Genomic DNA, 26069 nt, shown 5'->3' with positions numbered 1-26069 from the left:
TTACCAGATATGCCAGATCACTTCATCTGCTTCCCATAATGCAGGCACTTCGAGCTTGCCTGCCAGCTTTTCCAGCACGCCAGACGGCACAACAGCTTCTCTGCTCCGATTCTGCTGCTGTAATTGCCGGTAGGCTGTTTCTACATACACCACTTTAACCCTTGCCTTGTAGGAGTGAAAAAGGTCTACCAGCTGCGAACGCATTTGCCGTGTGGTATTGGTGGCATTCCATACAAAACCTGTTTGTCGTCGCAGGTATGCCCTCGCCTGTTCTTTAGCCGCCTGTATCACCTGGCCGTTACCGGTTGGATCAGTAGGTGCTATCCCTCGCTGGGTGCGGATCTCATCGAGTGAGATAAGGGGCATATCTGAAAGATATCTTTTTACAAAAGTATCCTTACCGGCGCCCGGCAGGCCGCTCATCAGCACCACTTCAGTAAGCGGCTCTTCAAACGGCACATAATCCGGATGAGCGTCTTCTTTTTTCAGGTAATGCATGCGCGCATGTGCAGTAGCAAATGCGCGGGCCGTTCCCCAGCAGCCGTTCTCGCGGCAAAGTTCTGCAAAGCAATCCAGCCGGTACAACAGTTCTGCCTGATCGGTACATATCCTGCCCAGCACATCTGCACGGGCCAGAAGATACAGCCATTGGGTATTCACTTCCAGGCTCGCCTTGATCAACTCCCGCAATGGGTCTTTCTTTTCAAATATCCATAAGGGAAGGCCATGGTAACGCACCAACGCACTTATCTGCTCCCTTATGATAAAGGGCGCCGTCACATCTTTGTAAAGGATGTTCCTTGCTTTCAGCGCGCCTTTGCGGGCATGGCCATGAGCGGTAATGCGCCCGTCCGGTTCTGTTACCGTGGTGCTGAACTTTTCAACATCATGCAGCAAAGCGGAAGCCCATAATATTTCCTGTGCTTGTGCATCCAGATCCTGAAAAGCCGCCTGCTGCTGCAATGCGTCCAGCACCATCTGCGTATGTATGGCCACATTGCCTTCCGCATGGTGACGAACATCCTGCGGCACTTCCTCCATCACGCTAACCCATTCAAAGCGCTGTGCAAGGTAATCCCATGTTTTATTATCGCTGATCGTCCACATACTTACCTCCTTCATAATTCAGCCGGGCCCTGCGCCAGTGGCGGGTCCAGTGCTGATCTGTTTTAACATGCCCTTTCCTCACATATTTAAATACATGTTGTGAAAAGGCGTTTACGGGATATCCGGCCGCATCGCGGGTAACAATTCCTTCCATGGTAACAGCTTGCCCATTCAGTGCATCATGCGGGCACAAGGCCCCGCTTCCGGATACAATTGCCTGTACATCTTTTTCAAATGCTTCGCGGTCTGCCGGTGGTGTAAGCACTTTAATCTCCGGCACTACAGGCAGGTCCAGCATCGCTGCATAATACTTCGTTTCTTCCCAGCTAAGCCACTGATCCTGCTCGCGTACGGCGAAGACATAAAAATGATGGTCCAGGTTGCGATATTCAATTGAGTGTACGGCGTACAAATTCTCCAGGAAGATCTCCAGTGTTCCGAGATCGTGCTTTATACTTTGCCAGAAACGGCGTATGCTTTCTGTCCAGGGCGAAGTGGTAGGCGCAGCATGTGAGCGCGCAAAAACACCCAGCCTGGAAAGACAGTTATTCTCTCCATCCAGCTTTTCTGTATGCACCAGTACGGGTATTTGCCGCAGGTGATGCCAATAATCATGTTGTATACGATCATCACTGGTGGTGCCGGGAGAGAATGGATAATGATAAGTACGGCCGTATTTTTGGGAAATAGCCATGTTATGAGGTTTAATATCAACAAATAAGATCCGTGCCCGCATTTACTGCTGCAGGCATCTCCAACCTTTAATATGTTTGTGATATTACATGGCCCAAGGCTTGAAAAATTTTTGTAATGGCTGCAAAGATAGAGAATTCCTGGTACCACTAGGCACATTATTTGTATCCCTACTGAAAAACCTGTTATGGAAAAACGCATACTGGGGATTATATTCTCTCTTTTGGGCGCAACAGGGCTGATACTGGCAGCTGTAAACTTCGTGAATGGCGGAGAAGGTACCAGGAATGTCAAAAGTATCATCATCTTCGCTATCCTGGGCGCTATCTTCTTCTTTGCAGGCGTGGGCCTGGTCAGGAGCACAAAGGACAAGCCCTCCTGAATATAAAACGCCAATTCTTCTTTCAGCATCTATTGATCTTCCTGATCTTCATTCCTGCACATTCCAGAAAGGTATGTCATAACCCCATGTAACATCCGGCGGAGGTATATACACGGAAAAAATAATGTTTTTTTCGTATCTTGCCGCCACTATACTTCACTGAATCTGACTGAGCAATTTTAAATTAATATTATTACGGCCTTACATAGCATATTACTTTTTTTGATATTTCGCCATTATCTAAACACTGTTCAGTATGTCAACACTTACTATGGAGTTGCCCGCAACGACCATTAGGACCAAACGTATTGAGTCTATCGACCTTTTACGCGGTCTGATCATTATTATCATGGCCCTGGATCACGTCAGGGATTATTTCCATGCAGACGCCTTTCTGTACAATCCAACAGATCTTGCGCAAACCAGCACATTCCTGTTCTTCACCCGCTGGATCACCCATTTCTGTGCGCCTGTATTTGCCTTTCTTGCCGGTACCTCCGCTTACCTGAACGGCCTGAAGAAGACCAAAAAGGAGCTCTCCTTCTTTTTGCTTACCAGGGGCCTGTGGCTGGTAGTGCTGGAATTCCTTATCATTACACTGGAGTGGACCTTCAACACGGAATACAATGTGTTCCTCGTCCAGGTGATCTGGTCACTGGGTATCAGCATGATCTTCCTGGCCGGATTGATACACCTGCCCCGCAAGGCCATTCTGGTAACAGGCATTATCCTGATAGCTGCCCATAACCTGCTGGATAATGTACACGTTCCCGGCACCGGCGCCGGGGCTATTTTCTGGGCTTTCCTGCATGAACAGCGCTTTTTTATGATCGGTAACACCGGCTTGTTCGTAGGCTATCCCATCCTGCCCTGGATCGGCATCATGGCTACCGGCTATTGCTTCGGAACATTGTACGCGCCTGGCTATGATGCGGCACAGAGAAAAAGAACGCTGATTTACCTCGGCGCCGGCGCCACCGCACTTTTCATCATCGTGCGTGGCATCAACCTTTATGGCGACCCGTCTCACTGGTCTGCACAAAAAGATCCGTTATTCAGTTTTCTGTCTTTCCTCAACACCAGTAAATATCCTCCTTCCCTGCTGTATACACTGATGACGCTCGGGCCTTCCTTCCTGTTCCTGGCATTTGCAGAAGGGCCCCTGAACTGGCTTACGAAAAAGCTGGTAGTAATAGGAAGAGTGCCCATGTTCTTTTATATCCTGCACATTGTGTTTATACACCTGCTGGCAGTATTTGCCGCGGTTTTAACAGGATACAAAGCGTCTGACATGGTGCTGTCTACCTGGGTGAGCAATAGCCCGCAGCTGAAAGGCTATGGTTTTAGCCTGCCGGTAGTATACCTGTTATGGATAGCCGTGGTGATCGCTTTGTACCCGCTATGCAAATGGTATGATGCTTATAAGAGAAGCCACCGGGAAAAACAATGGCTAAGCTATATATAGGTTTGCTTCTTGTCTTAAAGTTCAATAACTTACTGCTAAAGTCATTGCCACATGGAAAAGAGAACTTTTATCAAACTGTCTTCTGTGTTAGTGACCGGAACCGCTCTTTCTCCCATGATCAATTTCATACAAGACAGCAAGCTTAAGAACTGGGCTGGCAATTACACTTACAGCACCAACAAGGTACACACACCCAAATCAGTGGAGGAAGTGCAGCAACTGGTAAAAAGCCTCCCCAGATTCAAGGTATTGGGTACCCGTCACTGTTTTAATAACATTGCAGACAGCACTGAAAATTTCGTTTCTTCTAAACAGCTGGACAAGGTAATCGCATTGAACAAAGAAGCGCGTACCGTCACCATTGGCGCAGGCATCAGCTATGGTAAGCTATCCCCCTACTTATATGAGCAGGGCTTTGCATTGCACAACCTGGCCTCTTTACCGCATATTTCCGTTGCCGGCGCCTGTACCACTGCCACACATGGATCAGGCAGCAGCAACGGTAACCTGGCCACTGTTGTCCGTGCGCTGGAGATGGTAACGCCTTCCGGTGAAGTGCTCACGCTGTCAAAAGAAAAAGACGGGGAAAAGTTCCTGGGCGCAGTAGTGGGACTGGGTGCGCTTGGAGTGCTTACCGCTCTCACCCTGGATCTTCAGCCCAGCTTCGATATGCAGCAGGATGTCTTTGTACACCTGCCTTTTGAGCAACTGAAAGACCACCTGGAAGAGATCTTTTCCAGCGCTTACAGCGTAAGCCTGTTTACCGACTGGAAAAACCAGGAGGTTAATCAGGTATGGCTGAAACGCCGTATAGAACCAGGTACCGAAGCGGTGGTAAGGTCTGACTTCTTTGGGGCGGTACCGGCTACAAGGCCCTTGCACCCTATAATAGCGCTTTCCGCAGAGAACTGTACACAACAAATGGGCGTTCCCGGTCCCTGGCATGAACGCCTGCCTCATTTCCGGATGAACTTTACACCGAGCAGCGGCGAAGAGCTGCAATCAGAATATTTTGTTCCGCGCGAAAAGGGATATGAAGCTATTATGGCTGTAAACCAGCTTCGCGACCAGATCTCCCCTCATCTGTGGATCTCCGAGATCCGTACGATTGATGCAGACCAGCTCTGGATGAGCCCCTGTTATCAGCAGCCCAGCATGGCCATACACTTTACCTGGAAACAGGACTGGCCAGCTGTCAGTAAACTATTGCCGAAGATAGAAGCGCAACTGGCGCCTTTCAATGTAAAACCGCATTGGGGTAAACTGTTCACCATAGCGCCTGCCACACTGCAGCAACGCTATGAAAAACTACCAGCTTTCAGGAAAATGATAAAAGAGTATGATCCGCAGGGAAAACTACGGAACGCGTTCCTGGATACCAATATTTACGGTAGCTGATTCCGCATATTCAGTGTGAACAGCTTTACATCTGTATCCTCGCCGGGCGGCTTTAGTGTGGAGATACATTTGAAATGACATTTCTCCAGCAGCCGCACCGAACGGCTGTTCTCCGGTATAGTGATCGCATACACCGTATCCAGGTAGGTGAATTCCTGTTTTATATATCCCAGCGTTGCGGTGGCGGCTTCATAGGCATAGCCCTTGCCCGCATGGCCGGGAAGAAAAGCAAAACCCAGATCGGGCGCAGGCAGGTATGCCCGCCGGAATAAGCCGCACATGCCAACAGACTGACCACTCTCTTTCAACACCACCAGCCAGCCCCCATATCCGTTGTCCTCATAACTTTTCAGTACACCGTTTGCCAGGTAGCGCTCCGCGTCTTCAATCGTATGCAGGTTCCTGTCACCGATGTATTGCAGCCAGGCAGGCGTGTTCACCAGTTCCAGCATGAATGCTGCATCTGACAGGTCCAGCCGCCGGATAAAGAGCCGTTCTGTTTCGATCAAAGGATGCATAATGTCGGTATTTACAGTCTAATATAAGCTTTTCCCATATACCCAAAGGAGACAGGTATTGATGTTCTTCGTCTACAAAATGAGGAAAAAGACAGAGGGCCGACATTCGTCAGCCCCCTTTTGCATTTTAATGTCTGTCCCAGAATGGCGGCGGTTCAATGCCCAGGGCACGCAGGTAAACGTACCCCTGTCCGCGGTGGTGTATCTCATTATCTACCCAGTAAAAGACCTGGGAATACATAGGCCCTTCATACATGCCGAAGGCCAGGTCTGTCTCCTGCCAGCGCTCCGGAGCAACCTGCGGCCAGAGCATATTGATCTGTTCGGTCACCTCGTCCCAGCGAGTCAATAGCTCCGCTTTTGTTGATGGTTTGGCGGCCGCGTTATCGTTAAAGAGGTCACCGGCCTGCTGCCAGACACCTGTTGCTAAGCCCTGCATGCCCGCCGGCGCTATCTTTATCAGCTCCAGCGCCAGTTCGGAGAATGGCCGCATCCCGCCTACAGAGAACTGGAAGAGCTCGTTCTCCGGGAAAGCCTCAATAACACGGCGGGTCAGCTGCCGGTGGCTTTGCCAGTGCCGCAGGAATGCAGCTGGGGTGACAACAATGGCTTGTCCGGCTAATGTGGCGGAAGAAAGATCATTTGACATGATTGAACAGGTTTAAGGTTATCAGGAATGTTGTTTCTGATAACAAAGCAACGCAGGGGAAGTGACAGCCCTATGTCAGCAGGATAAGTTGCCCCTTTAAATTTTTACTGAATGAACAAATTGCTTATTAACCCGGTTATGTATTGTAATAAGAACAAGCACATTTTCCCAAACATGCATAATAATTATACATAATATCTAATATCCCTAAAGGATAAACAATTATTTGGCATAATTTCAGCTACATTCCTTTCCAGGGAATTTAAATCAGGATTACTCTCATTTCTTAACCTTGAAAGCTGACCGGCATTAAAAGATCTGCAGCCGGTCATCGTCTGATTAATTAACGTTTAAATCAAAAATGCTATGGCAAAAACAGCAAAAAAAGCTACGAAGGCAGTAACACCAGCTAAGAAGGCAGCCGCTAAGAAAGCAGCAAAACCTGCTGCTCCTAAAAAAGCAGCGGCTAAGAAGGCAGCCGGTAAAACCAATGCAGGCCTGTCCGCCCCTGTTACTCCAAGTGCTGAATTAGCCAGTGTTATTGGCAGCAAACCTGCGCCAAGAACAGAGATCATTAAGAAGATATGGGACTACATCAAGGCAAACGGCCTGCAGGATACAACAAACAAAAGGATGATCAATGCCGACGCGAAACTAAAGACGGTTTTTGGTGGCAAAAACCAGATCTCCATGTTTGAATTAGCCAAAGTAGTAAGTAACCATGTGAGCTAGGCAATAGCATCCGCATTGCTTCATACCACTTGTCATAATAGTTGCCGGCAGCCGGAGGAGGCCTGGTGAATACCAGCAGCCTTTTTCTGTTGTTGGCTTCTTTTATAGACAGGGGCTTGATACGCCCCCACCCTTACTCGTTCCAGGGTGAATGCAGGATACAGTCGCAGAAGTTCTTACGCTCAAAATTCGGGATCATAAAAGCACATACATCGGCCTTGATATTTCCAAAAGTAGTATCCGTCTTGTGTTTGAACCCTTCAAAGAAGGCGGGGATGATCTTCTTCTTAAAATCTGTTCTGGGAAAAGCAGTGATGATCTCTTCACGCTGAGCAGCAGAAAGGTGCTCATAACCTTCGCCCATTACATCCAGTCCTACGCCGGAGTACATCAATGCTACCTCCGCTTCCTTGTATTCGGCAATACCGATGGTAGTATGCAGGGCGATGGTATCCCACACCAGCTGCAGCGAGGCTGCCGGTAAACCATGCCCCTTCAGGAAATCCCTGGCGGCATTGGCGCCGTCTACCTCAAAACGTTTGTCCGGGCTACTGTAATGCGGCGTAAGCCCCAGGTCATGAAATACTGCGCTTACATACAGCAGCTCGGGATCATATTGCTTTTGCTCCCTTTGGCCATTCAGAGACGCGAAGAGGAAAACGCGCAGGGAATGATTGTATAAAAAAGTATTGCCGTGATCCAATAATAATTCGGTAGCTTCCTTTGCTATCTTGCTGTCGGGGATTTTGATCCCTGCTACAGCGGCTGGTACGATTACTGACATATCATTTGTGTTTTTGTGTACACAAAACTAAGACAGTATGCTGCGCGGGAAAATGCGAAAAGCGGCGGATCAGATACCAATTTTTACAAACTGCCGGCGGTATTCTATGGGAGATAAGTGGGTGTATTTTTTGAAGAAATTGCTGAACTGGTAGGGCGTGGCGAAGTGCAGGTTGCCGGAGATCTCCTTTACAGACTGCGAACTGAATTGTAATAAGCGCTTGGCTTCTGCGATCAGCTGCCCGTTGATGACCTCTTTGGCCCCATTACCAAAACGCCGGGATATTTCAGACAGCTTTCGGGAAGAAACGCCCAGCTTACGTGCAAAACTGGCTACATCATGTACCTGGCTGCATTCCTCCCGTACCAGTGTGATAAAATCCTGGTACAGTTTATTGTCATAGCTGGCGGTATCTTCCTGCAGCAGCGCATAGATATTGGCGATCTTGATGATGATGATCTTCAGGTAGGCGGCCAGCACATCCGGCTTATTGGCATAATCCGGCCCTGAAAATTCCTGTAAGGCGGTATCAAAGAGAGGTTCCAGGGCCTGTTGGTCGGCAGCATGCAGGGGGAAGCGCCGCTCCACCATGCCGTTATCGAACAATACCGCCTTGCAGTTATTAGCGCTGGCGGGCGTTCTTTCCCAGAAGCAATCCCCGAACTGCAGCAGGTATCCCGTTACGGAATTTTTACCAAACAGGTATACCTGGCCTTTCGATACCAGCAATAAGCTGTTGGCAGAAAATGAAATGCTTTGCCCGTCTATGATCACAGTACCGCCGCCTTCTTTTACAAAAAGCACCTGGTTATGGTCCGGCCTGTACGGCTGCGCGGTAAAGCGCCGTTCCTCTAACCGCTCTATGCTGAAAGAATCCCTCAGCAGCGGGTCTATCCCCAGTTCCTGTATCTCTTTTGCCTCTGTCATTATCAGGTACTCTTCCTGGCCTTTCCCAGGCCTATTTTGTAATCATCCGGCGTGCCGGTGATCTTGATGTTCATGAATCGTACTTTTTTATCCTTATCACGCACCTCGATGGCATCTACCTGGTCCTGGTCTACTTCCTCCTGCTTTTTACCGAACAGCATGCGGAAGCCTACCGATGTCACCATCTTCATTGGAATCCGCAAATAATATTCCATTTGCATATTGAGCGCCTGCTTTCCGGAAATCTCCATAAAGCCCAGGGAGGAATTAATATTCATATTGGGGATGGTCAGCGCGCCGTCTTTAAAGGTCAGCTTATTACGCAGGGTATCGAAGCGCACCATTTTCAGGTTTTTGTCCTTGAAGTAGGAAGACATCGCCTGCATGGGCGCAAAGTTCACCAGTACCCCGTTACAGATGGTGACGTCCAGCGAAGCTTTGGAATGATCCAGGAGCGGCGTAAGATCAGGATGCACCTGCACATAGGTCCTGACAGTGCCGCTTAGCCTGCCTTTAATATTCTTATTGATCACATAATCCTGCCCCAGGTAATCCAGCTTCAGCATCATCTTTTCTATATTCACATCTTCCACGTTGATCCTGCTGGTTAAGTAAATCTTCTCCGGGTTGCTGCCGTTAAAATGCCCGCGTGCACGGATCTTTCCTTCCGCCACGGCCAGCATCAATGTATCCAGGTACAGGTGCTGGTCGGCCTGCATACGAATGTTGGAGGAAACTTCTTTTATCCATAAACGGCGGTACTTTATTCTACCGATATTCACAGACGCCTTGAAGTCGATGAAGGGTATCTGGAAGATATTGAAGGCATTAGCATGGGCCGATGTCTTAGCTACCGCATGTTGCACCGTGGCTACATTGGAGGGCAGCGCCGGCGCTGCTTCTTCTGCGGCAGTGAGCTTGTAGCCGGTCAGCTGGTCTACATCCAGGAAGCGGGACTTGAACACCAGGTAATTTTCCTTCTTTCTTTTGATGGTATCCGGACCAGCATACAAACGCATGTTGATATCAAAATCACTACGCCCGATCTTACCTGTCAGCGTATCTATCTTAATGAATTTATTCGCGCTGAATTTAACGTTCCCTTTGATGCTGTCCAGCTTGAAAGCATGCTGCTGCAGCTCCCCTGAAATATTGGCGATCTTGACATTCGCGAAGCGGAACACGGAATCATAACGCAACTCTATTTTGGAACGCAGCCAGATGTTGGAGCCAACCTCTTCGTGGTAATCCTTAGGCACGTATTTGCGGCTGTAGCGCCCCAGCAGATCGCGCATGGCCAGCCGCTGTGATTTGAAATCGAACGCCACATTTGTACGGCCCCTCATCACCTTATTAAACCAGAGCGCATAGTTGTTAACGCGGCCACTAAAGCGGATATCGCTGCTGTCTATCTTGCCGGTGAAATTTTTGAGCCGCAGGGTGGTATCAGCAATCGTCAGTTCTGCGCCAAAGTCGCGAAATGCATGCGGGTAGCGCTTGAACGAAGCATTCAGCTTTTCTATCGTGAATTTGCCTTTAGGCAGCGGTTGCGGATGCCGCAGCTCATTCACCGATGTTTCCAGTGATACACCCAGGTTAAACCCATAGATCTCTTCACTTGCTCTTCTGCTCTTAGCGGTATCATATGCAAAAAGATCCTTCAGCAGCATTTTATTGCTGCTGGCGTTCAGCGTTACCAGCACGGGCTTTTGCGTTTGATGGAAGATAGCCGGCAGATCACTGATCGAACCATCCAGCCGAAAATCAGAGTTGCCGAATTTGAAGGACAGTGAATCCAGTTTCACGAACCCATCTTTCATATAAGCGTGCAGATCCAGGTCTCTTACAATATGCGGATAGGAAGGAACACGGAAAGTAAGATTACGTACCGTCAGCTCACTCTGTATGCCCTGTTTCAGCTTGCGCATGGACTGTTCGGGCATGCTGAGATCTACCAGCTCCTTAAAATCCATTTTCAGAGCGATATCACCGGTGATACGCTGCAGATCTTTAATGCCCAGGAAAGCGCCTATGAATCCCAATTCCAGCTCAGAATCCACCTGCATCAGCACCTTAGGATCGGTAAAATCCCGCAGTACAAAATTACCTTTGAAGATGCCCTTGTCCTGCGGACGTAGCAGCATGTTCAGTACACGCAGCTCGGATGTTTTCAGGGAGCGTCCGGCGCCGTTGGTGTAATACCCGCTAAAGGCAAGGGAATCTACCCGCTTGTCTGTTTCCGTATTATGCATCCAGGCCTTGCTGCAGGCAAAAGACAGCTCTATCAATGGCATTTCATTTCCTTTGAGCTTACCTTTTACTTTGCCGTTAAAGCTTAAGTAACCATCATATTTGAAATGATTTAGCTCTTTAGCCACTGCGGGCGGGGCAAAAGAGAACAGCTGCTTGAAATCCGGTTTATCTCCTGCAATGGTGAAGTCCACCATATTGTCGTGCAGCAGGTCTGCCGTTCCGCTAACCTTAAAGACAGCATCTTCCAGTTTCAGCTTGCCCACCGGCAGCTTAACCAGCTGCGTAGGCTTGTGGTAAGACAACTCAATATTAGTTTCCACGCGTTTATGACGGAACAGGGAGGTATCAGACGGGCCGGTATAATCCACGATCATTTTGCCATCCAGGTTGGCCTTGATCAACAGGCTGTCTACGCTGAAAGCGGATTTTATCCGTTCTATATGCGCAGCAACACGATGGCCACTTTGTTTATCCAGGTAAGTAACATCGAGGTTTTTCAATATCACTTTCTTCACATCCAGGTCCAGCGCTGTGGAAGTAGTATCTGCAGTAGCCACCGTATCGGCGGTCATCTTGCTGGCTTCCACGATATTGAGCCGTCCCTGTTTATCCTGCACGATATCAAGATGCCCGTTCTTCAGCACGATCACCTTTACCCGGTAACGCTGTTGCAAAATATCAGGCAGGCTGAAGCCAACATACATCCGTTCTGCCTCATATATTGGCCGGAGGGCTTTTCGTTTGCTGGCATAAAACTGTACATGGTCTAAACCGATAGAGATGTAGGGAAAACTCTGGAAGAGGGAGATGCTGCTGCCTCCTACCACTACTTCACCCTGCAGCTGTTTGTTCACTTCTTTAACTGCCAGTTTTACCAGGCGTTGCTGCTGGGAATATAATATAATCGCCGCTATACCAACCAATACAATAAGGCCAATAACAGGTATGAGTAGGAAACGGATCAGCTTCTTCTTTATGCCAAGTTCCATAGGTTATGATTGCGGTGCAAAATTACGCGATATTTGAATAAACACTTTATCATTATACAGATTGTAGCAGGCAGTTCGTCGTACTATAAGGCTCAGATAGCGACGCTGTACCCTACTTTTACTTTATCCATCACCACATGGGTGTAGAAATGCTTTACATTCGGGTTATCCATGAGATGCTTTTTGGTAAAGGCCTCATACTGCTGCATGTCCTGCGCGTTTACAATCATGACAAAATCGTAGGTGCCGGTAACATAATAGCATTGCATTACTTCCGTGCATGTATGCATAGCAGCCTTGAACTTATCCAGTTCCGCCGAGCCGCCTCTTTCCATGATTACGTCTACAATACAGGTGATGCCGATCCCCGCAACAGCGGGTGAAACAATAGACACATCCGCCTCAATGATCTTTTCGTCCCGCAGCTTTTTCAGCCTTCTTTGCACGGCAGAAGCGCTTAAATTAACTGCCTCGGCCAGTTCATCGGCAGTCAGCCGGTTGTTCTGCTGCAGCAACCTAAGTAGCTGCTTATCAAACTCGTCTGGTTTCATTGCAGTTTTTATGCGTTTTAAGCTCCAAAAATACCTAAAAAAGTCGCCGCTTTGTCCTCATTGCAGGAATCCTGCAGGCGGCTAAACGTAATTTTAACGCATCATTCACAACATTAAAACGCCATGAGTATAACAGACCAGGTTCGCGCTGCTTTTTCATCCGGAGAAATAGCCCGGTTCAGGAAGGAAACAACCGGATGTGCCAATGTCATCCATCTTAACAATGCGGGGTCAGGGCTGATGCCCGATGTGGTAAGCCGCGCCGTGCTCGATCATATCCGGCTGGAATCGGAGATAGGGGGCTATGAAGCAGCTGCCTTACGTGCAGCCGCTATCCGGGAATTTTATGTAGAGGCTGGAAAACTGCTGAACTGCAAGGGCGCCAATATCGCCTTTACTTCCAGCGCCACGGATTCGTATACACGGGCATTATCTTCCATTCCTTTTGCGTCTGGCGACATTATCCTCACGGATAATGACGACTTTATCTCCAACCAGATCCAGTTCCTGTCCCTCCGGAAACGTTTCGGCATCCGGATAGAGCGGATCCAAAATGCGCCGGAAGGAGGGGTTGACCTGGATGACCTGGAGCGAAAACTGCACCGGCTGCAACCCAGGCTGCTGGCCATCACCCATATTCCTACCAACTCCGGCCTGGTACAACCCGTACAGCAGATAGCGAAGATCTACGGCGCTTATGAACAGCAGCATGGCGATAAAACCTGGTATATACTGGATGCCTGCCAGTCTATCGGGCAGATGCCCCTGGACGTACAGGCATTGAAATGCGATTTCCTGAGCGCCACCAACCGCAAGTTCCTGAGAGGTCCCAGGGGTACGGGCCTGTTGTATGTGTCAGACAAAGCCCTGCAATCCGGCCTGGAGCCACTGTTCATTGACATGCGCGGAGCTGAGTGGGTGGAAAAAGACGTGTATAAACCCCGGGAAGACGCTATGCGCTTTGAAGACTGGGAATTTGCCTATGCCCTTGTACTGGGCACCCGCGCCGCCATTGAATACTTCCTGGAGATAGGCGCCGACCGGGTATGGCAGCAGGTAAAACTGCTCTCCGGCTATCTGCGGCAGCAGCTTTCGGGGATGGATAAGGTAAGGGTATTGGACAGGGGCCCTGAAACCGGCGGCCTGGTCACCTTTACCGTAAAAGGCAGCGATCCTGGCTACCTGGCCGATGGGCTGCTGCAAAGAAAGATCAATGTAGTGCCCAGCTACCGTGGCTTTGCCGTGATAGATTTCGATGAAAAGCAGGTGGAATGGGCCATACGCGCCTCTCCTCACTATTACAATACGATGGAAGAAATGGATACATTCCTGGATGCATTGAAACAGCTTATTTAACCCCTCTCCTTCCGCTTTCCAGGAGGCGGTCCGCCAGCCGGCGGACGGCCTCTTTTTTAATACTATTTTCCCTGCCTTATCCTTACACTATCCTTGCAGTATCCTTGCTTTATCCTTGCTGTTTCCTTACTCCCCCGCCTTTTTGTTAAAATACTATCATAAATATATTTGCGCAAGCTTTTTCGGGCACCAATGCTACTTTGGATAAGCTTAAGCAATTAATCTCCCAATTACTGCAGGCCGGTAGTTACTAGAACAAGTATTTTCTTACCGCTATCCGAACGGTAAAACCCGCTGTGAGGGCGGGCCTTACCATTTCCAGTAGTTTAATTCGGCAGACGGGTTTTTGTAAATTCTTTAACTTGTTCCGGCATAAAAAATGCGCCTGGTAGATATGCTTAACAAGATCGTATTATTCGGAATTGCCTTATGCGCCTCATATACCTTACCCGCGCAAAGCAAACTGCCTGTGCCCACTAAAAATCAGCTGGCCTGGCAGCAAACAGAAATCAACGGCTTTGTGCATTTCGGCGCCAACAACCCTGCCGCTTTCAAGAACGCTTATTTTGACGCCAAACAGATTGTACGAACCATGAAGGAAGCGGGGTTCAGGATCGTGGTGTTCACGGCAAAACATCATGCCGGCTTTTGTCTCTGGCCCAGCAAGTATACCGATAACACCATTGCCAGCAGCGGTGAGCGCAACGGCAATCGTGACCTGGTACGCGAAATGGCAGACGCCTGTAAAGAATACGGTATGGGCCTTGGCCTCTATCTCTCCCCCTGGGACGGCCATGAGCCTACCTACGGCACCCCTGCCTATAACGATTTTTACAAGAACCAGCTGCGGGAGCTGCTTTCCAACTACGGCCCTGTGGCAGAAGTATGGTTTGACGGCTATAAAGGCCCGAATGCCAAACCTATGGATTACGACTGGCAGGGCTATTTCAAAATTGTACGTGAGCTGCAACCCAACGCCGTTATTTTCTCTGATATAGGCCCTGACGTACGCTGGGTAGGCAATGAGCGCGGCAATGCCTCAGAAACCTCCTGGTCTACCATCAGCGTGGGCACCATGCTGCCGGGTAAAGCCAAACCCGCTTACCTGAATACAGGCGATGCACTCGGCGAGAAATGGATGGCTTCAGAAACAGACGTATCTATCCGCCCGGGATGGTTCTACAATCCCGCACAGGATGCGCAGATCAAATCCGGTAAAGAGCTGATGAATATCTATTACCAGTCTGTAGGCCGCAACAGCGTACTGCTGCTCAATGTACCGCCTAACCGCTACGGGGTGATCTCTGATGCTGACCGTCAAAGCCTGATGGATTTCAAAAGCATCCGGGAAGAAACTTTTAGTACCAACCTGGCCAAAGGCGCTGCACCATCCCAACTTACTGATAAGAACCTGGCTTCTTTCGTCACTATTAACGAAGGCGCCTCAAAAGAGATCTCTTTTTCCCAGCCGGTGCAGTTTGACCGCGTATGGCTGCAGGAAAATATTGCCGATGGCCAGCGCCAGGTGGCTGGCAAGCTGGAATACTGGGACGGACAGCAATGGCAGCTTATCTCCCAGCTTAGCACCATTGGCTATAAACGCCTGCTGAAGGTGAAACCGGTAAGCACTCAGAAAGTGCGATACACCGCCATCCAGGCTAAATTACCGGTAGAACTGGCTGAGATCGGTTTTTATAAAGCCTCTCCCAGGGAGTAACATACGTATGAACAAAAAAATTTTCTGTTTTCCCCCGTCATTATCGTCCTATTTGATACATCTCATTTGTTATTGAATTATAAACCCGGGTATTCAATAACACTAAAAACCTAAAAAAATGGATGAATTTATGTTGATCTTCAGGCACCAGGATGGCACAAAGATAGCCTCGCCTGAACAGATACAGATCTGGATGAAACAGACAATGGACTGGATCGGTGGTATTGCCGCCCAGAACAAATTTGTTGAAGGCAATGGCCTTCCCTTCGACGACGCCAAAGTGGTATGGCACAATAACGTTGTTACCAACGGGCCCTTCGGTGAAATAAAGGAAACGCTCGGCGGATACATTATTGTAAAAGCGGATTCTGTAGACGAAGCGGTTGAATTTGCAAAGGGCTGCCCCGTTCTGCAGGGTGAAGGCAACAGCGTGGAAGTAAGAAGGCATACCAGGCACTAACGCTTTAAAAGTCCTTGTATTCCCGGTATCTTTACCGGGAGCACAAGGACTTTCCTCTTATATGGAACAACCCGAATTAATACCGCACCTGTTCAGAACGGAGTTCAGAAAGATCACATCCGTGCTCTGTAAAGCCTTTGGTATAGCAAACATACAGGCAGCCGAAGACATTGCCAGTGAAACCTTCCTGGCCGCACTTGAAACATGGACCTACAAATCCATTCCACCCAACCCAGGCGCATGGCTTTACTCCGTTGCCCGGAACAAAGCGCTGAACTACCTTCAGCGCAACCAGCTGTTTGCAGAAAAGATCGCGCTGCAGGTAAAGCAATCTGCCCCCGGAAAAGAAGAACCTGATATTGATCTTTCAGACCAGAACATTACCGACAGCCAGCTACAGATGCTTTTTGCCATCTGCCATCCGGCTATCCCTCCGGAAGCGCAGATAGCGCTGGCGCTCCGTATCCTCTGCGGCTTTGGTATTGAGGAAATAGCGAATGCTTTTCTCTGCAGTAAGGAAACCATTAACAAACGCCTTTTCAGGGCAAAAGAAAAACTGAGAACAGAAAATGTGATCATTGCATTTCCCGGCGAAGCCGAGATCAGTAAGCGTTTAAAGACCGTGCTCACTACTTTATACCTGCTCTTTAACGAAGGCTATTATTCCGAAAGCCAGGATGCCGTTTTACGGGAAGATCTCTGCCTGGAAGCTATGCGCCTGACCTACCTCCTTATTGACAATGAAAAGACGAACCTGCCGGATGTAAACGCCCTGCTGGCGCTCATGTGCTTTCACTCCTCCCGTTTTGAAGCCAGGAAAGACAGGAATGGCGAACCGGTGTTATATGATGACCAGGACGAAACCCGCTGGAACGATGATCTGATCGCCAGAGGCGCTTACTTTCTTCACCAGGCATCCCATGGGAACAAATTGTCCAAATATCACCTGGAAGCCACCATCGCGTATTGGGATACCCAAAAAGCCGATACAAAAGAAAAGTGGGAAAACATCCTGCAGCTGTACAATCTCCTGTTACAAATAGCCTACTCTCCCATTGCCGCCCTGAACAGAACCTATGCCCTTTCCAAAGCAAATGGCAAACACGAAGCCATCGCAGCAGCAGAAAAGCTGGAGCTTACCAGTAATCACTACTACTATACATTGCTGGGAGAATTATATACCGGCATTGATAATGAAAAAGCAATAGATCATTACCTGCAGGCTGTCAGCATCGCGAAAACAAATGCAGACAGGCAAATGATACAGCGGAAGATCGCGCGGTTAGTCCAGGAAGGATAGCAGACCGGATAAGAAAGCAACAGGATTTTCTTCCGGTATCCAGTGCGCTGTCTGCGGAACGCGGAGGCCAGTAACATCATCCGCTACTTCCCGCATCATTTCTTCTACTATTGGTCCGCTGGTGCTGGTAGCGCCACCTACAGCCAATACAGGGATACGCAGCTTTCCATTACGCTGCAGGGCTTCACGGTTATCAATGATATCCTGGTCAAAAGCGCGGTACAGCTCAAAACCGGCGCGCATAGCCCCCGGAGCAGCATAGGCGGATGTATAAAGATCCAGGTCTGCTTCGCTGATGGCGCCAACATTAAAGATCCTGAAATTAAAAAAAGACTGCAGGTATTGCCGTTCACGATCCGCCACGAGCATCTCAGGCAAATCGCGCACACCATGGAATGCAAAATGCCATACCCTCGGATCACTGCGGAGCCGATCAAATACCGCCGTGCCGGGCAAAGGTGCATCCACTACTACCAGGTGAGACACTTCTTCCCGGTAAGCCTGCGCATAAGCGTAGGCTACCATCAGGCCAATATCATGTCCTATCATGATCACCGGGCCATCAACACCTAAATGATTACGTAACAACTTTTGAATATCGCCCGCTATCGTGCGCTTATCATAACCATCCTGCGGCCGGAATGAATGTCCTGCGCCACGATAGTCAGGCGCTACTACCCGGAAACCAGCCTTCACCAGCTCAGGGATAATATCCCGCCATTCCCACCAGGTTTGCGGGAAACCATGCAGCAGCACAATGGTGCGTTGCCCTGCTCCTGCGCTAACATAGTGCAGGCGCAATCCAGGTTCTATATCGGCCATACCGTGTTGCATATCCATACTGTTTGATTTTCCTGCAAAGTAAAGGCACCCTGATATATCTTAAAAATGAATTAATATTACCAGATCGATCTAAATTATCAATAGATGAAAAATGTAGAACTGCAGCATTTGCGCCTCGTAAAACACATAGTAGATGAAGGCTCCATGTCAAATGCCACACAGAAGATGTTCCTTACCCAGTCTACCTTAAGTCATATGCTAAGAGAGATGGAGAACAATATCGGCATGCAGGTATTTTCCAGGCGCAGCAAGAAGCTGCACTTAACAGAAGCAGGGACGGCTATCCTCCGGCATGGAGAAAAGATCCTATCCGAATTTGCAGAGCTGGAAAGAACATTAGCCGGTATAAAAGCCGACAGGAAGGAAAGGATCAGGATCAGCACCAGTTGCTATACTTCCTATCACTGGCTGCCTGCAGTAGTGAAATTGTTCCGGAAGCAGCACCCCTCCGCAACGGTGAATATTGTTATGGAAGCCACCCAGAACCCACTGGCCTTCCTGGAAAATGGGAAGCTGGACATTGCGATCACGGACATAAAACCTGTGCTGCCTGCCGTCTACAAAAGGGACCTGCTTTTTGAAGATGAATTCCTGCTGATTGTAGCGCCGGATAGCCACTACGCCGGGCTGAACCGCTTGACAGCCGGTACATTCAACGGGGCTGACCTTTTCATTTATGATATGGACGAGCAGAACAGTACTGCCATCAATGGCTTTATCAAGCCTAACAATATCCGGCTCAACAGCATTGTCAAAATGCAGCTCACCGAAGGCCTGATAGAAATGGTAGCTGCCGACCTGGGATTTACCATCATGCCTGCCTGGATGGCACAGCCATACCTGGATCAACGCAAGGTGATCGCGCTCCCCTTACCGGGTAAAGCTTTAAAACGCAAATGGTACGCTATTAGCTATAAAAAAGCTGGCAAAGCACAGGTACAGTTCATAGAGCTGTTACGAAAAAAGCTGAGGAAAGAGCATATTTCTTTATCTGATTAAACCCGCACAATATGAGATCAGGACCTATTATTGTTGTTGAAGATGATATTGATGATAAAGAAATTTTTGAGACGGCGCTTGGGGAGCTGCAATTTCCCAACAAGATCATCTGGTTTAACAACTGCGATGATGCCTGGAATTATTTAAAAATAACGACAGACTCTCCCTTTATTATTTTTAGCGACGTCAATCTCCCAAGGCGGAGTGGCCTTGAATTTAAAAAACAAATAGATAGCGATGATCATCTGCGTAAAAAAAGTATTCCCTTCGTCTTTTATTCAACATCCGTTAACCAGGATACCGTCAATGAAGCTTATATGAAGATGACCGTTCAGGGCTTCTTCCAGAAGAGCAACAAATTTGAAGAAATGAAACAGATCATCAAGATGATATTGGACTACTGGCGCGTTTGCAGCCACCCCAACACTGTATAGCCTTTCCCATTTCAGCGGAAAATATCCCCATTTGCCGGATTTAACTTCTCCCCCGGCCCTATAATGGGCAATTTGCGTGTACTTAACCTTAGCGCAAATGGAGCTCATTCATCACATCAACATTATTATCCACGTGCTGGCAGGCAGCATCGCCCTGCTTACCGGGCTCACCGCCCTTTCTGTTACCAAGGGAGGAAAGCTGCACATCCAATTTGGAAGGTATTTTACGCGGATGATCATCATTGTTATTCTCACCGGCCTTATAGGCATCTTTATTTTCAGGCGTAATAATTTTCTACTGGTGATCACCCTGCTAAGCGCCTATAACTGCTTCAGCGGCATCAGGGCACTACGCCTGAAAGGGCGAAGGCCGGAAGGGATAGATTACCTGGCCCCGGTGATAGTCACAGGGTCAGCGCTTTACTACCTGTATTATATACAGGCCGCCGGGCTCTATTGGTCGCCGGTGATCATTTATTCAACATTAGGCGCACTGTTCCTTGTTAGTACGTATGATCTGCTTAAGTGGGCCATGCCGGTCTCTTTTCTGCAAAATGCTGTGCTATACGAACATGTTTATAAAATGATCAGCGCCTTCAGCGCCATTACTTCCGCCTTCAGCGGAACGGTGCTGCCGCAGTACAAGCCTTACAGCCAGTTCCTGCCCTCGCTGATTGGTATCATCTGCATTATTGTTACCTTTATCAGGATCAGAAACAGGCTGATATGCGCCCGGTCATAAAAATCTTCTTGCTCTGCATTATCATAGGCTTCGCCTTTGGCAGCTATTTCTATTTTACCTTCGACCACCGGCCGGCACGTATACTGATGAATGTGCTATCCAGCTGCTGCATTGGTTCCCTGATGATGCTGGCCATCTATCAACGACATTATTTTACCCTGGTAAGCCGGCAGCAAAGCGTGAAGGTGATCATCATGATCGGCTTACTGGTGGCGGCGGCGTTGTTGGGATCAGAGATCACCTTCTTCCTGCAATCACTGCTGCTGCCCGGAGAAAAATACCAGGCTTTCAATGGTGGCAGCATTTACATACTGAATATACTCGTAGTGCTGGTGATAGGCATCCCCTTCTATATCAGCGAAGAATGGAAAAGTACGCTCAACAGCAGGATACTCAGCCAGCAGTACCGCGTATTACAGCTGGAGCAACAGCAAACCGCTTTTGAGCTGGAGCTGCTGCGGGCAAAGATCAACCCGCATTTTTTGTACAATATGCACAACACCATTGCCGGCCTTATTTCGAAAGATCCGCAGAAAGCAGAAGAGCTGGTGATGTTGTTATCCAAGTTCTTCCGCTTCACCTTAAATAAGAACAGCGTTAGCTTTCATACCGTCAACGAAGAGCTGGAAATTATCACCACCTACCTGCACATGCAGCAGATACGCTATGGCCAGCGGATGACCTATACGATAGATGCCGATCCCAAAGCATTACACCTGGAAATACCATCATTCATATTACAGCCTATTGTAGAGAATGCGGTAAAGCATGGCATAGAAAGCAGCGCCGCCGAAGGGTTTATCGATGTAAAGATCAAACTGCATAAAAGGGAGATCCTGATCACGGTGGCCGATTCGGGTCCTGCGTTCCCGGACCAACCCGGTTCGGGGCTGGGGCTCCAAATGGTGATAAACAAACTGAAGCTGCTGTATGCAGATGATTTTAAAATAGAGTTGAACAATATTCCACAGAAATATGTCAGGCTTGCTATACCCGGAGGAAATCACCACCCTGCTGGTGGATGATGAAGAGATGGCGATACACCGCCTAAGGAAAGCGTTGCAGCACTATCCCCAGATCAATATTATCGGGGAAGCCAGGGACGGTGCAGCTGCCATCGCATTCATGAACAACCACCGGCCGGATCTCGTCTTCCTGGATATCCGCATGCCCGCCTTCAATGGCTTTGAAGTGCTGAACCACTTATCATATACACCACTGATCGTTTTTGTAACTGCTTATGAAGAATATGCGATCAAAGCCTTTGAGAAAAACTCTCTTGACTATCTGCTGAAACCGGTGGATGAAGAACGCCTGGCGCTGACGATACAAAGGATCATGCAAAACAGATCAGGCGGGGCGGAGATACTGGAGAAAATAAAACGGCTGCTGGCCGATAAAAACACCGAAAGCACGATCAGCACGATACCTGTAAAAACACGCAATAAGATCTATCTGCTGCATGTAGCCGATATTGTCTTCTTCGAAGCGAAAGACAAATATGTAAACGTACACACCAGGGACCAGGAGCACATCATTGAGTACCCGCTGAACTATCTTGAAAACCGCCTCCCGCCTGAATTTGTACGGATACACCGGGGTTTGATCGTAAATAAGCTGAAGATCCGGGAGATCCATAAATACTTTAAAGGCACCTTTGTGCTGCTAATGAATGATACTAAAGGCTCAAAATTAAAGAGCGCTTACTCTTACTCTGACCTCATTAAAATGAAGTTATTATCCATACCCGGTGATGGCTTTTAAATAATAAAAAAAAGGGCTGCCCTTGCGGGTCAGCCCTGTGTATCTACTATTGATGCTACATGCGTATGATCTTGGCGCTGCCTTTCTGTGTACCGGCAGCATTACTGGTTTTGATGATCCAGGTGCCAGGAGGCAGATGACTGATATCAATGCTGATATATTGCTGGCCCTTGGCGCCGGCAACATATTCTTTATGTAATACAGGACTGGTGCCGTTCACCCCCCAGATATCAACATAGATCTTTTCAGCAGCAGCTGCTTTCACCTCTAGCTGTACGCTTGAACCGCTAACAGGGTTCGGATATACCTTCAGCGTTTGTACAGTGGCCGCCTGTTCTACACTGGCAGCAGTGGTGGCTATTCTTGCAGCTGTCCCGCAGGCGCCCAGCGGTTTCCACCACCAGTCGGCAGTGCCGGGCGTAACGTTGTACAATGCGTCAGACTGGCTTTCGTACAATACACCGTTATACACTACACGGTCTCCTCTGCTATAGATGCTGGGATAAGGTTGGTAAGTGGCTACACCGGCGCAGTTGCCGCCGCTACCACCGCCATTCACTACTACTGTTACAGCAGCAGAGGTAGTAGCGCCGTTGGCATTATCCGTAGCTTTTGCGGTAAGCGTATATGTACCTGCAGCTACATTCGCCCAGGTAAAGCTGTAAGGTGCGCTGGTAGTTTCACCCAGCTTGGCGCCGCCATTAAAGAACTCTACCTTCGCAATGGAACCATCGCTATCTGTGGCATTTGCCTGGATGCTGATACTGGCGGGCGCTGAATAGCTGGCATTATTAGCCGGGGAAGTGATGCTCACTGCAGGCGCATTGTTACCACCGCCACCACCATTACAATCACGTACATAAGCCCATACCTGGCCGTCTCCGGCATGGGTATCAGGCTGCTCGTTCTGTGTCCACCATTTAGCGCTGTATACTTTGCTGTTGTATACTACCTGCATCCCTTGCGTGTAAACAGCAGACGCAGCCCACGCAGCGATACCATCACAACCGCCGCCGCCGGAGGTGCCTACTGTAATGGTTACCGTAGCGGATGTAGTACTGGCGTTCGCGTTATCGATAGCCCTTGCCGTGAGGTTGTAAGTACCTGCGGCTACATTTGTCCAGGAATAGGAATAAGGGCTTGAATTATCTTCCCCTAATTTAGTGCCGCCGTTATAGAATTCCACCCTGGCAATAGAGCCGTCTGCATCTGATGCGCTGGCGGTAATATTAACCGTAGCAGGCGGCGTAAAAGCAGCGTTATTGGCCGGAGAGGTGATGCTTACGCTGGGCGACTGGTTGCCGCCATTGCCGCCGTTGGCAAGCTTTTGTTCATGAATAGCAGAGAGCAGCGAGTAGGTACCTACCGCATCCTGTGACAATTCCCACATCATGATACCGCCGCCCTGGTTCCAGGCCAGGTTAGTCTTGTTCTTGATGGTGGTAATGCCATTATAGCCCACGCCCTGGTAGGTATCCGCATAAGGATCTGCACCCCTTCCCACCAGGGTTGCAAAGCTTTCCCAGCTGGGACGGCCGTAAAAAGGCACACCCAATACCGCCTTGGAAGCGGGTAAGCCCCTTCCTTTCCAGTAAGAGAGAGATTGGGAAGCATAGTTGTAGGTTGAGTGGTCGAAATTATTAAAGTCATAGGCCATCAGGTTCAGGAAGTCCACCTGTGAGAATACGGAGGCGAGGATGCTCTCCCCGTTAATGCCTACTACAGCAGCTGTTAACAGTTTGCCCTGGGCATGTAGAGCACCGGCCAGCTGGGTCATCAGCGCTGCATAGTTGTTGGCCGAAGCGCCCTGGTCAGGATATTCCCAGTCTATGTCCACGCCGTCCAGACCATACTGGTTCACAAAGCTCATGATATTTGTTACAAAAGCATTCCGATAGCTCGCGTTAGCGGCAGTAGATTCAAAACCGCCGTCGTTGCCATCGTTCCATCCGCCTACTGCGATCAGTACTTTTACGCCGCTGGCATGCGCCCGGGAAACAAGGTTCTGCAGCTTGGAAGGATTTTCAATCGCCTGAAAGCCGCCGGTAGTCGTGGGCAACAGGAAGGCATAATTGATGTGCGTCAATTTGCTGTACTGTATTGCATTCACATCACCAGACCAGGAGGGCATATACCCTACTACTTTAAATTGTGCGGAGGAAAATAGTGAGGTGATAAGAAACGCGCAGGCGAGCAGGCCCGTTCTTATCCATTGGTTTGTTCTCATTGCATATGGTTTTTTAAGGGATAAAGGTTTTCACGATACAGGTGTCGTGTAAAAAGAGGTTTGGTACTATTTCCCCCGCGAAGATTTTTCTATTATTTCCGCCGCCAGATCACCACGGCGGTTATACTGCCGCCATTAGTTGTTTGTGTGACAACATATCGCAGCATATCATGCTCAAGCGTATAGCTGCGCTCCTGCACGGTTCCTTCCCAATTAGGATAAAAAGCATGCTCAATGTTAAATCTGATGATGTGCTGCTGCTCATCCACTGAAAAGCTGCCGAAGTGCGAGTTATTACCCTGCACCAACGCCGCATTTTCTTCCGGTGTTGCTTTGTTCTTGTCATTTGCGGCTACTTTGGGCCTCGCTGCCTTCAGGATCTGGATGGCATAATCTCCGCCGGATGTAAAAACAAGCATCCCCTGCGGCTTTTCTCCGTAAGGGAATGTTTTACCGCCTTCACGGTCAAGGTTCTCCACCGACACCAGTGACCATACCCCTGTCAGATCCTGACGGGAGCTTTGCGCTTTTGCGCACTGAAATGATACGATGGCTGCAATAAACAGGATTGTCTTTCTCATTGTGTAGTTTTTTGACAGGGTAAAATTATACAGGGACAGCCAGGCAATCCCTGTACATTTTTTCACTAATTCTGTACTTTTATAACAATGGGAAAAGAGAATTTATACCAGCCCTTTGAAATTGAGTGCAAGGAATTACAGCGTTTCCCTACTTCCATGAAACGGAATAATTTCTTTGAGCTCATCTATGTAATGGAGGGTAGCGGGACACAAACGGTCAATAAAAACCGGTTTAACTACCGCAAGGGAAACTTATTCCTGCTGACACCACAGGACGCTTATTCATTTGACATCACTACTGCTACTACCTTCTTTTTTCTGCGCTTCAATGAACAATATGTAAAAGAGAAGCCTGCAAAGGACAAGGAATCCATTCAGCGCGTGGAGTATATCCTTCAGAACGCCAGTCACCGCCCGGGCTGTATATTAAAGAACAAGGCAGACAAACCGCTCATTGCATCCCTGGTGGCAAGCATTTTACAGGAGCAGCGCAACCGCCAGCTATACTTTAACCGGATAACAGCACAGATAGTAAACACCGTCATCACGGTAGTAGCGCGAAATATAGCATTGAAGCTGCCAAAAAATATCAAGGAAAATACGGGAGAGGCGGTACTTGAAATACTGCATTACATACAGGAAAACATATTTGAGCCTAAAATGCTGCGGGCGGAAATACTCAGCAAACAATTCAGTATATCGCTCAGTTACCTGGGCCGTTACTTCAAGAAACAAACCGGCGAGACCTTACAACATTACATATCGAACTATAAACTGCGTTTGGTAGAAGCCCGCCTGCTGCATAGCGACATGACGGTCAACGAAATTGCATACGAATTTAATTTCACTGATGAGAGCCATTTGAACAGAGCCTTTAAAAAGTATAAGGGCGTGAATCCAACGGCATACCGGAAGCTAAACAGCTAATTTTCAGATCGGGACGCTGATACTGAGCATAAAAAAAACCGCATCATTACGATGCGGTCTAACTTTTTTTCTGTCGGGGCGGCAAGATTCGAACTTGCGACCTCCTGCTCCCAAAGCAGGCGCGATAACCGGGCTACGCTACGCCCCGAACCTTTGTAGAAACGGGTGTTTCTGCGGTGAGGGAGGGATTCGAACCCTCGGTACAGTGTTACCCGTACGACGGTTTAGCAAACCGTTCCTTTCGGCCACTCAGGCACCTCACCATCCTTTC

The 26069-nt window shown here is 48.7% G+C and carries 25 protein-coding genes and 2 tRNA genes; 14 read left to right on the top strand and 13 right to left on the bottom strand.

The genetic code is table 11. The features are described 5' to 3' along the window. Both ACR9Y8_RS20745 and ACR9Y8_RS20740 read right to left on the bottom strand, forming a co-directional pair. A complete protein-coding gene (locus tag ACR9Y8_RS20745; protein WP_481215163.1) occupies positions 1–1122 on the bottom strand; it encodes an AAA family ATPase in 1122 nt (373 codons plus the stop codon). Further along, entirely contained in the window at positions 1088–1801 is a 714-nt protein-coding gene (locus ACR9Y8_RS20740) for an RNA ligase family protein (RefSeq protein ID WP_481215162.1), read from the bottom strand. Before ACR9Y8_RS20740 ends, ACR9Y8_RS20745 begins: the two co-directional genes overlap by 35 nt. A gap of 186 nt (positions 1802–1987) precedes the next feature. Here ACR9Y8_RS20740 and ACR9Y8_RS20735 point away from each other — a divergent pair, with 186 nt between their 5' ends. The 3 genes from ACR9Y8_RS20735 (at position 1988) to ACR9Y8_RS20725 (ending at position 5045) form a co-directional block, all read left to right on the top strand. Further along, a complete protein-coding gene (locus ACR9Y8_RS20735; protein ID WP_481215161.1) occupies positions 1988–2182 on the top strand; it encodes a hypothetical protein in 195 nt (64 codons plus the stop codon). Positions 2183–2438: 256 nt separating this feature from the next. Then, positions 2439–3647, top strand: a complete 1209-nt coding sequence (locus tag ACR9Y8_RS20730; RefSeq protein ID WP_481215160.1) for an acetyltransferase domain-containing protein — start codon at positions 2439–2441, stop codon at positions 3645–3647. Between the two features lie 51 nt (positions 3648–3698). Next, positions 3699–5045: a D-arabinono-1,4-lactone oxidase gene (locus ACR9Y8_RS20725; RefSeq protein WP_481215159.1), complete on the top strand. Its 1347-nt coding sequence runs from the start codon at positions 3699–3701 to the stop codon at positions 5043–5045. Here the strand turns inward: ACR9Y8_RS20725 and ACR9Y8_RS20720 are convergent. Both ACR9Y8_RS20720 and ACR9Y8_RS20715 read right to left on the bottom strand, forming a co-directional pair. Continuing rightward, entirely contained in the window at positions 5033–5563 is a 531-nt protein-coding gene (locus tag ACR9Y8_RS20720; RefSeq protein ID WP_481215158.1) for a GNAT family N-acetyltransferase, read from the bottom strand. The genes ACR9Y8_RS20725 and ACR9Y8_RS20720 overlap by 13 nt on opposite strands. A 127-nt stretch (positions 5564–5690) precedes the next feature. Further along, positions 5691–6212 carry a DinB family protein gene (locus ACR9Y8_RS20715; RefSeq protein ID WP_481215157.1) on the bottom strand — a complete coding sequence of 174 codons (522 nt, stop codon included), beginning with the start codon at positions 6210–6212 and terminating at the stop codon, positions 5691–5693. A gap of 366 nt (positions 6213–6578) precedes the next feature. Here ACR9Y8_RS20715 and ACR9Y8_RS20710 point away from each other — a divergent pair, with 366 nt between their 5' ends. Next, positions 6579–6944 carry an SWIB/MDM2 domain-containing protein gene (locus tag ACR9Y8_RS20710; RefSeq protein WP_481215156.1) on the top strand — a complete coding sequence of 122 codons (366 nt, stop codon included), beginning with the start codon at positions 6579–6581 and terminating at the stop codon, positions 6942–6944. 133 nt (positions 6945–7077) lie between these two features. On the opposite strand, the gene ACR9Y8_RS20705 is transcribed toward ACR9Y8_RS20710, so the two are convergent. The 4 genes from ACR9Y8_RS20705 to ACR9Y8_RS20690 all read right to left on the bottom strand — a co-directional run bounded on the left by ACR9Y8_RS20705 (position 7078) and on the right by ACR9Y8_RS20690 (position 12448). Beyond that, entirely contained in the window at positions 7078–7728 is a 651-nt protein-coding gene (locus ACR9Y8_RS20705) for an HD domain-containing protein (RefSeq protein ID WP_481215155.1), read from the bottom strand. Positions 7729–7797: 69 nt separating this feature from the next. Next, positions 7798–8655 (bottom strand): AraC family transcriptional regulator, encoded by an 858-nt coding sequence (locus tag ACR9Y8_RS20700; protein ID WP_481215154.1) that lies wholly within the window; start codon positions 8653–8655, stop codon positions 7798–7800. 2 nt (positions 8656–8657) lie between these two features. Further along, entirely contained in the window at positions 8658–11897 is a 3240-nt protein-coding gene (locus ACR9Y8_RS20695) for a hypothetical protein (RefSeq protein ID WP_481215153.1), read from the bottom strand. Between the two features lie 92 nt (positions 11898–11989). Continuing rightward, positions 11990–12448, bottom strand: a complete 459-nt coding sequence (locus ACR9Y8_RS20690) for an Lrp/AsnC family transcriptional regulator (protein ID WP_481215152.1) — start codon at positions 12446–12448, stop codon at positions 11990–11992. A gap of 123 nt (positions 12449–12571) precedes the next feature. Here ACR9Y8_RS20690 and ACR9Y8_RS20685 point away from each other — a divergent pair, with 123 nt between their 5' ends. From ACR9Y8_RS20685 to ACR9Y8_RS20670, 4 genes are all read left to right on the top strand, one after another. Next, complete coding sequence (locus ACR9Y8_RS20685; protein WP_481215151.1) at positions 12572–13804, top strand: aminotransferase class V-fold PLP-dependent enzyme; 1233 nt, start codon at positions 12572–12574, stop codon at positions 13802–13804. Between the two features lie 394 nt (positions 13805–14198). After that, the gene (locus ACR9Y8_RS20680) at positions 14199–15521 is read left to right on the top strand and encodes an alpha-L-fucosidase (protein ID WP_481215150.1); all 1323 of its coding nucleotides are present in this window, start codon (positions 14199–14201) and stop codon (positions 15519–15521) included. A gap of 118 nt (positions 15522–15639) precedes the next feature. After that, on the top strand, positions 15640–15981 hold the full coding sequence (locus tag ACR9Y8_RS20675) for a YciI family protein (RefSeq protein ID WP_481215149.1): 342 nt from the start codon (positions 15640–15642) through the stop codon (positions 15979–15981). Positions 15982–16042: 61 nt separating this feature from the next. Then, on the top strand, positions 16043–17281 hold the full coding sequence (locus ACR9Y8_RS20670) for an RNA polymerase sigma factor (protein ID WP_481215148.1): 1239 nt from the start codon (positions 16043–16045) through the stop codon (positions 17279–17281). Here the strand turns inward: ACR9Y8_RS20670 and ACR9Y8_RS20665 are convergent. Then, a complete protein-coding gene (locus ACR9Y8_RS20665) occupies positions 17264–18121 on the bottom strand; it encodes an alpha/beta fold hydrolase (protein ID WP_481215147.1) in 858 nt (285 codons plus the stop codon). The genes ACR9Y8_RS20670 and ACR9Y8_RS20665 overlap by 18 nt on opposite strands. An 87-nt stretch (positions 18122–18208) precedes the next feature. Here ACR9Y8_RS20665 and ACR9Y8_RS20660 point away from each other — a divergent pair, with 87 nt between their 5' ends. From ACR9Y8_RS20660 to ACR9Y8_RS20640, 5 genes are all read left to right on the top strand, one after another. Beyond that, positions 18209–19123 carry a LysR family transcriptional regulator gene (locus tag ACR9Y8_RS20660; protein WP_481215146.1) on the top strand — a complete coding sequence of 305 codons (915 nt, stop codon included), beginning with the start codon at positions 18209–18211 and terminating at the stop codon, positions 19121–19123. An 11-nt stretch (positions 19124–19134) separates the two neighbouring features. Continuing rightward, positions 19135–19557 carry a response regulator gene (locus ACR9Y8_RS20655; RefSeq protein WP_481215145.1) on the top strand — a complete coding sequence of 141 codons (423 nt, stop codon included), beginning with the start codon at positions 19135–19137 and terminating at the stop codon, positions 19555–19557. A 97-nt stretch (positions 19558–19654) separates the two neighbouring features. Next, the gene (locus tag ACR9Y8_RS20650) at positions 19655–20299 is read left to right on the top strand and encodes a hypothetical protein (protein ID WP_481215144.1); all 645 of its coding nucleotides are present in this window, start codon (positions 19655–19657) and stop codon (positions 20297–20299) included. Then, on the top strand, positions 20284–21324 hold the full coding sequence (locus ACR9Y8_RS20645; protein WP_481215143.1) for a sensor histidine kinase: 1041 nt from the start codon (positions 20284–20286) through the stop codon (positions 21322–21324). The genes ACR9Y8_RS20650 and ACR9Y8_RS20645 overlap by 16 nt, the downstream gene beginning before the upstream one ends. Continuing rightward, a complete protein-coding gene (locus tag ACR9Y8_RS20640) occupies positions 21275–22063 on the top strand; it encodes a LytR/AlgR family response regulator transcription factor (protein ID WP_481215142.1) in 789 nt (262 codons plus the stop codon). The genes ACR9Y8_RS20645 and ACR9Y8_RS20640 overlap by 50 nt, the downstream gene beginning before the upstream one ends. A gap of 55 nt (positions 22064–22118) precedes the next feature. Here ACR9Y8_RS20640 and ACR9Y8_RS20635 read toward each other — a convergent pair whose 3' ends face one another. Continuing rightward, on the bottom strand, positions 22119–24290 hold the full coding sequence (locus ACR9Y8_RS20635; RefSeq protein ID WP_481215141.1) for a glycosyl hydrolase family 18 protein: 2172 nt from the start codon (positions 24288–24290) through the stop codon (positions 22119–22121). A 92-nt stretch (positions 24291–24382) separates the two neighbouring features. Continuing rightward, positions 24383–24871, bottom strand: a complete 489-nt coding sequence (locus ACR9Y8_RS20630; protein WP_481215140.1) for a lipocalin-like domain-containing protein — start codon at positions 24869–24871, stop codon at positions 24383–24385. Between the two features lie 87 nt (positions 24872–24958). Here ACR9Y8_RS20630 and ACR9Y8_RS20625 point away from each other — a divergent pair, with 87 nt between their 5' ends. After that, entirely contained in the window at positions 24959–25798 is an 840-nt protein-coding gene (locus tag ACR9Y8_RS20625; RefSeq protein WP_481215139.1) for an AraC family transcriptional regulator, read from the top strand. 73 nt (positions 25799–25871) lie between these two features. Here the strand turns inward: ACR9Y8_RS20625 and ACR9Y8_RS20620 are convergent. Together ACR9Y8_RS20620 and ACR9Y8_RS20615 are read right to left on the bottom strand one after the other, a co-directional pair. Then, positions 25872–25946: transfer RNA gene (locus ACR9Y8_RS20620), tRNA-Pro, on the bottom strand. A 26-nt stretch (positions 25947–25972) separates the two neighbouring features. After that, positions 25973–26061: transfer RNA gene (locus tag ACR9Y8_RS20615), tRNA-Ser, on the bottom strand. Positions 26062–26069: the final 8 nt, after the last annotated feature.

It is taken from the genome of Chitinophaga sp. SVR4-12A (assembly GCF_056754765.1).
This window is presented reverse-complemented; position numbering and strand designations above follow the sequence as displayed.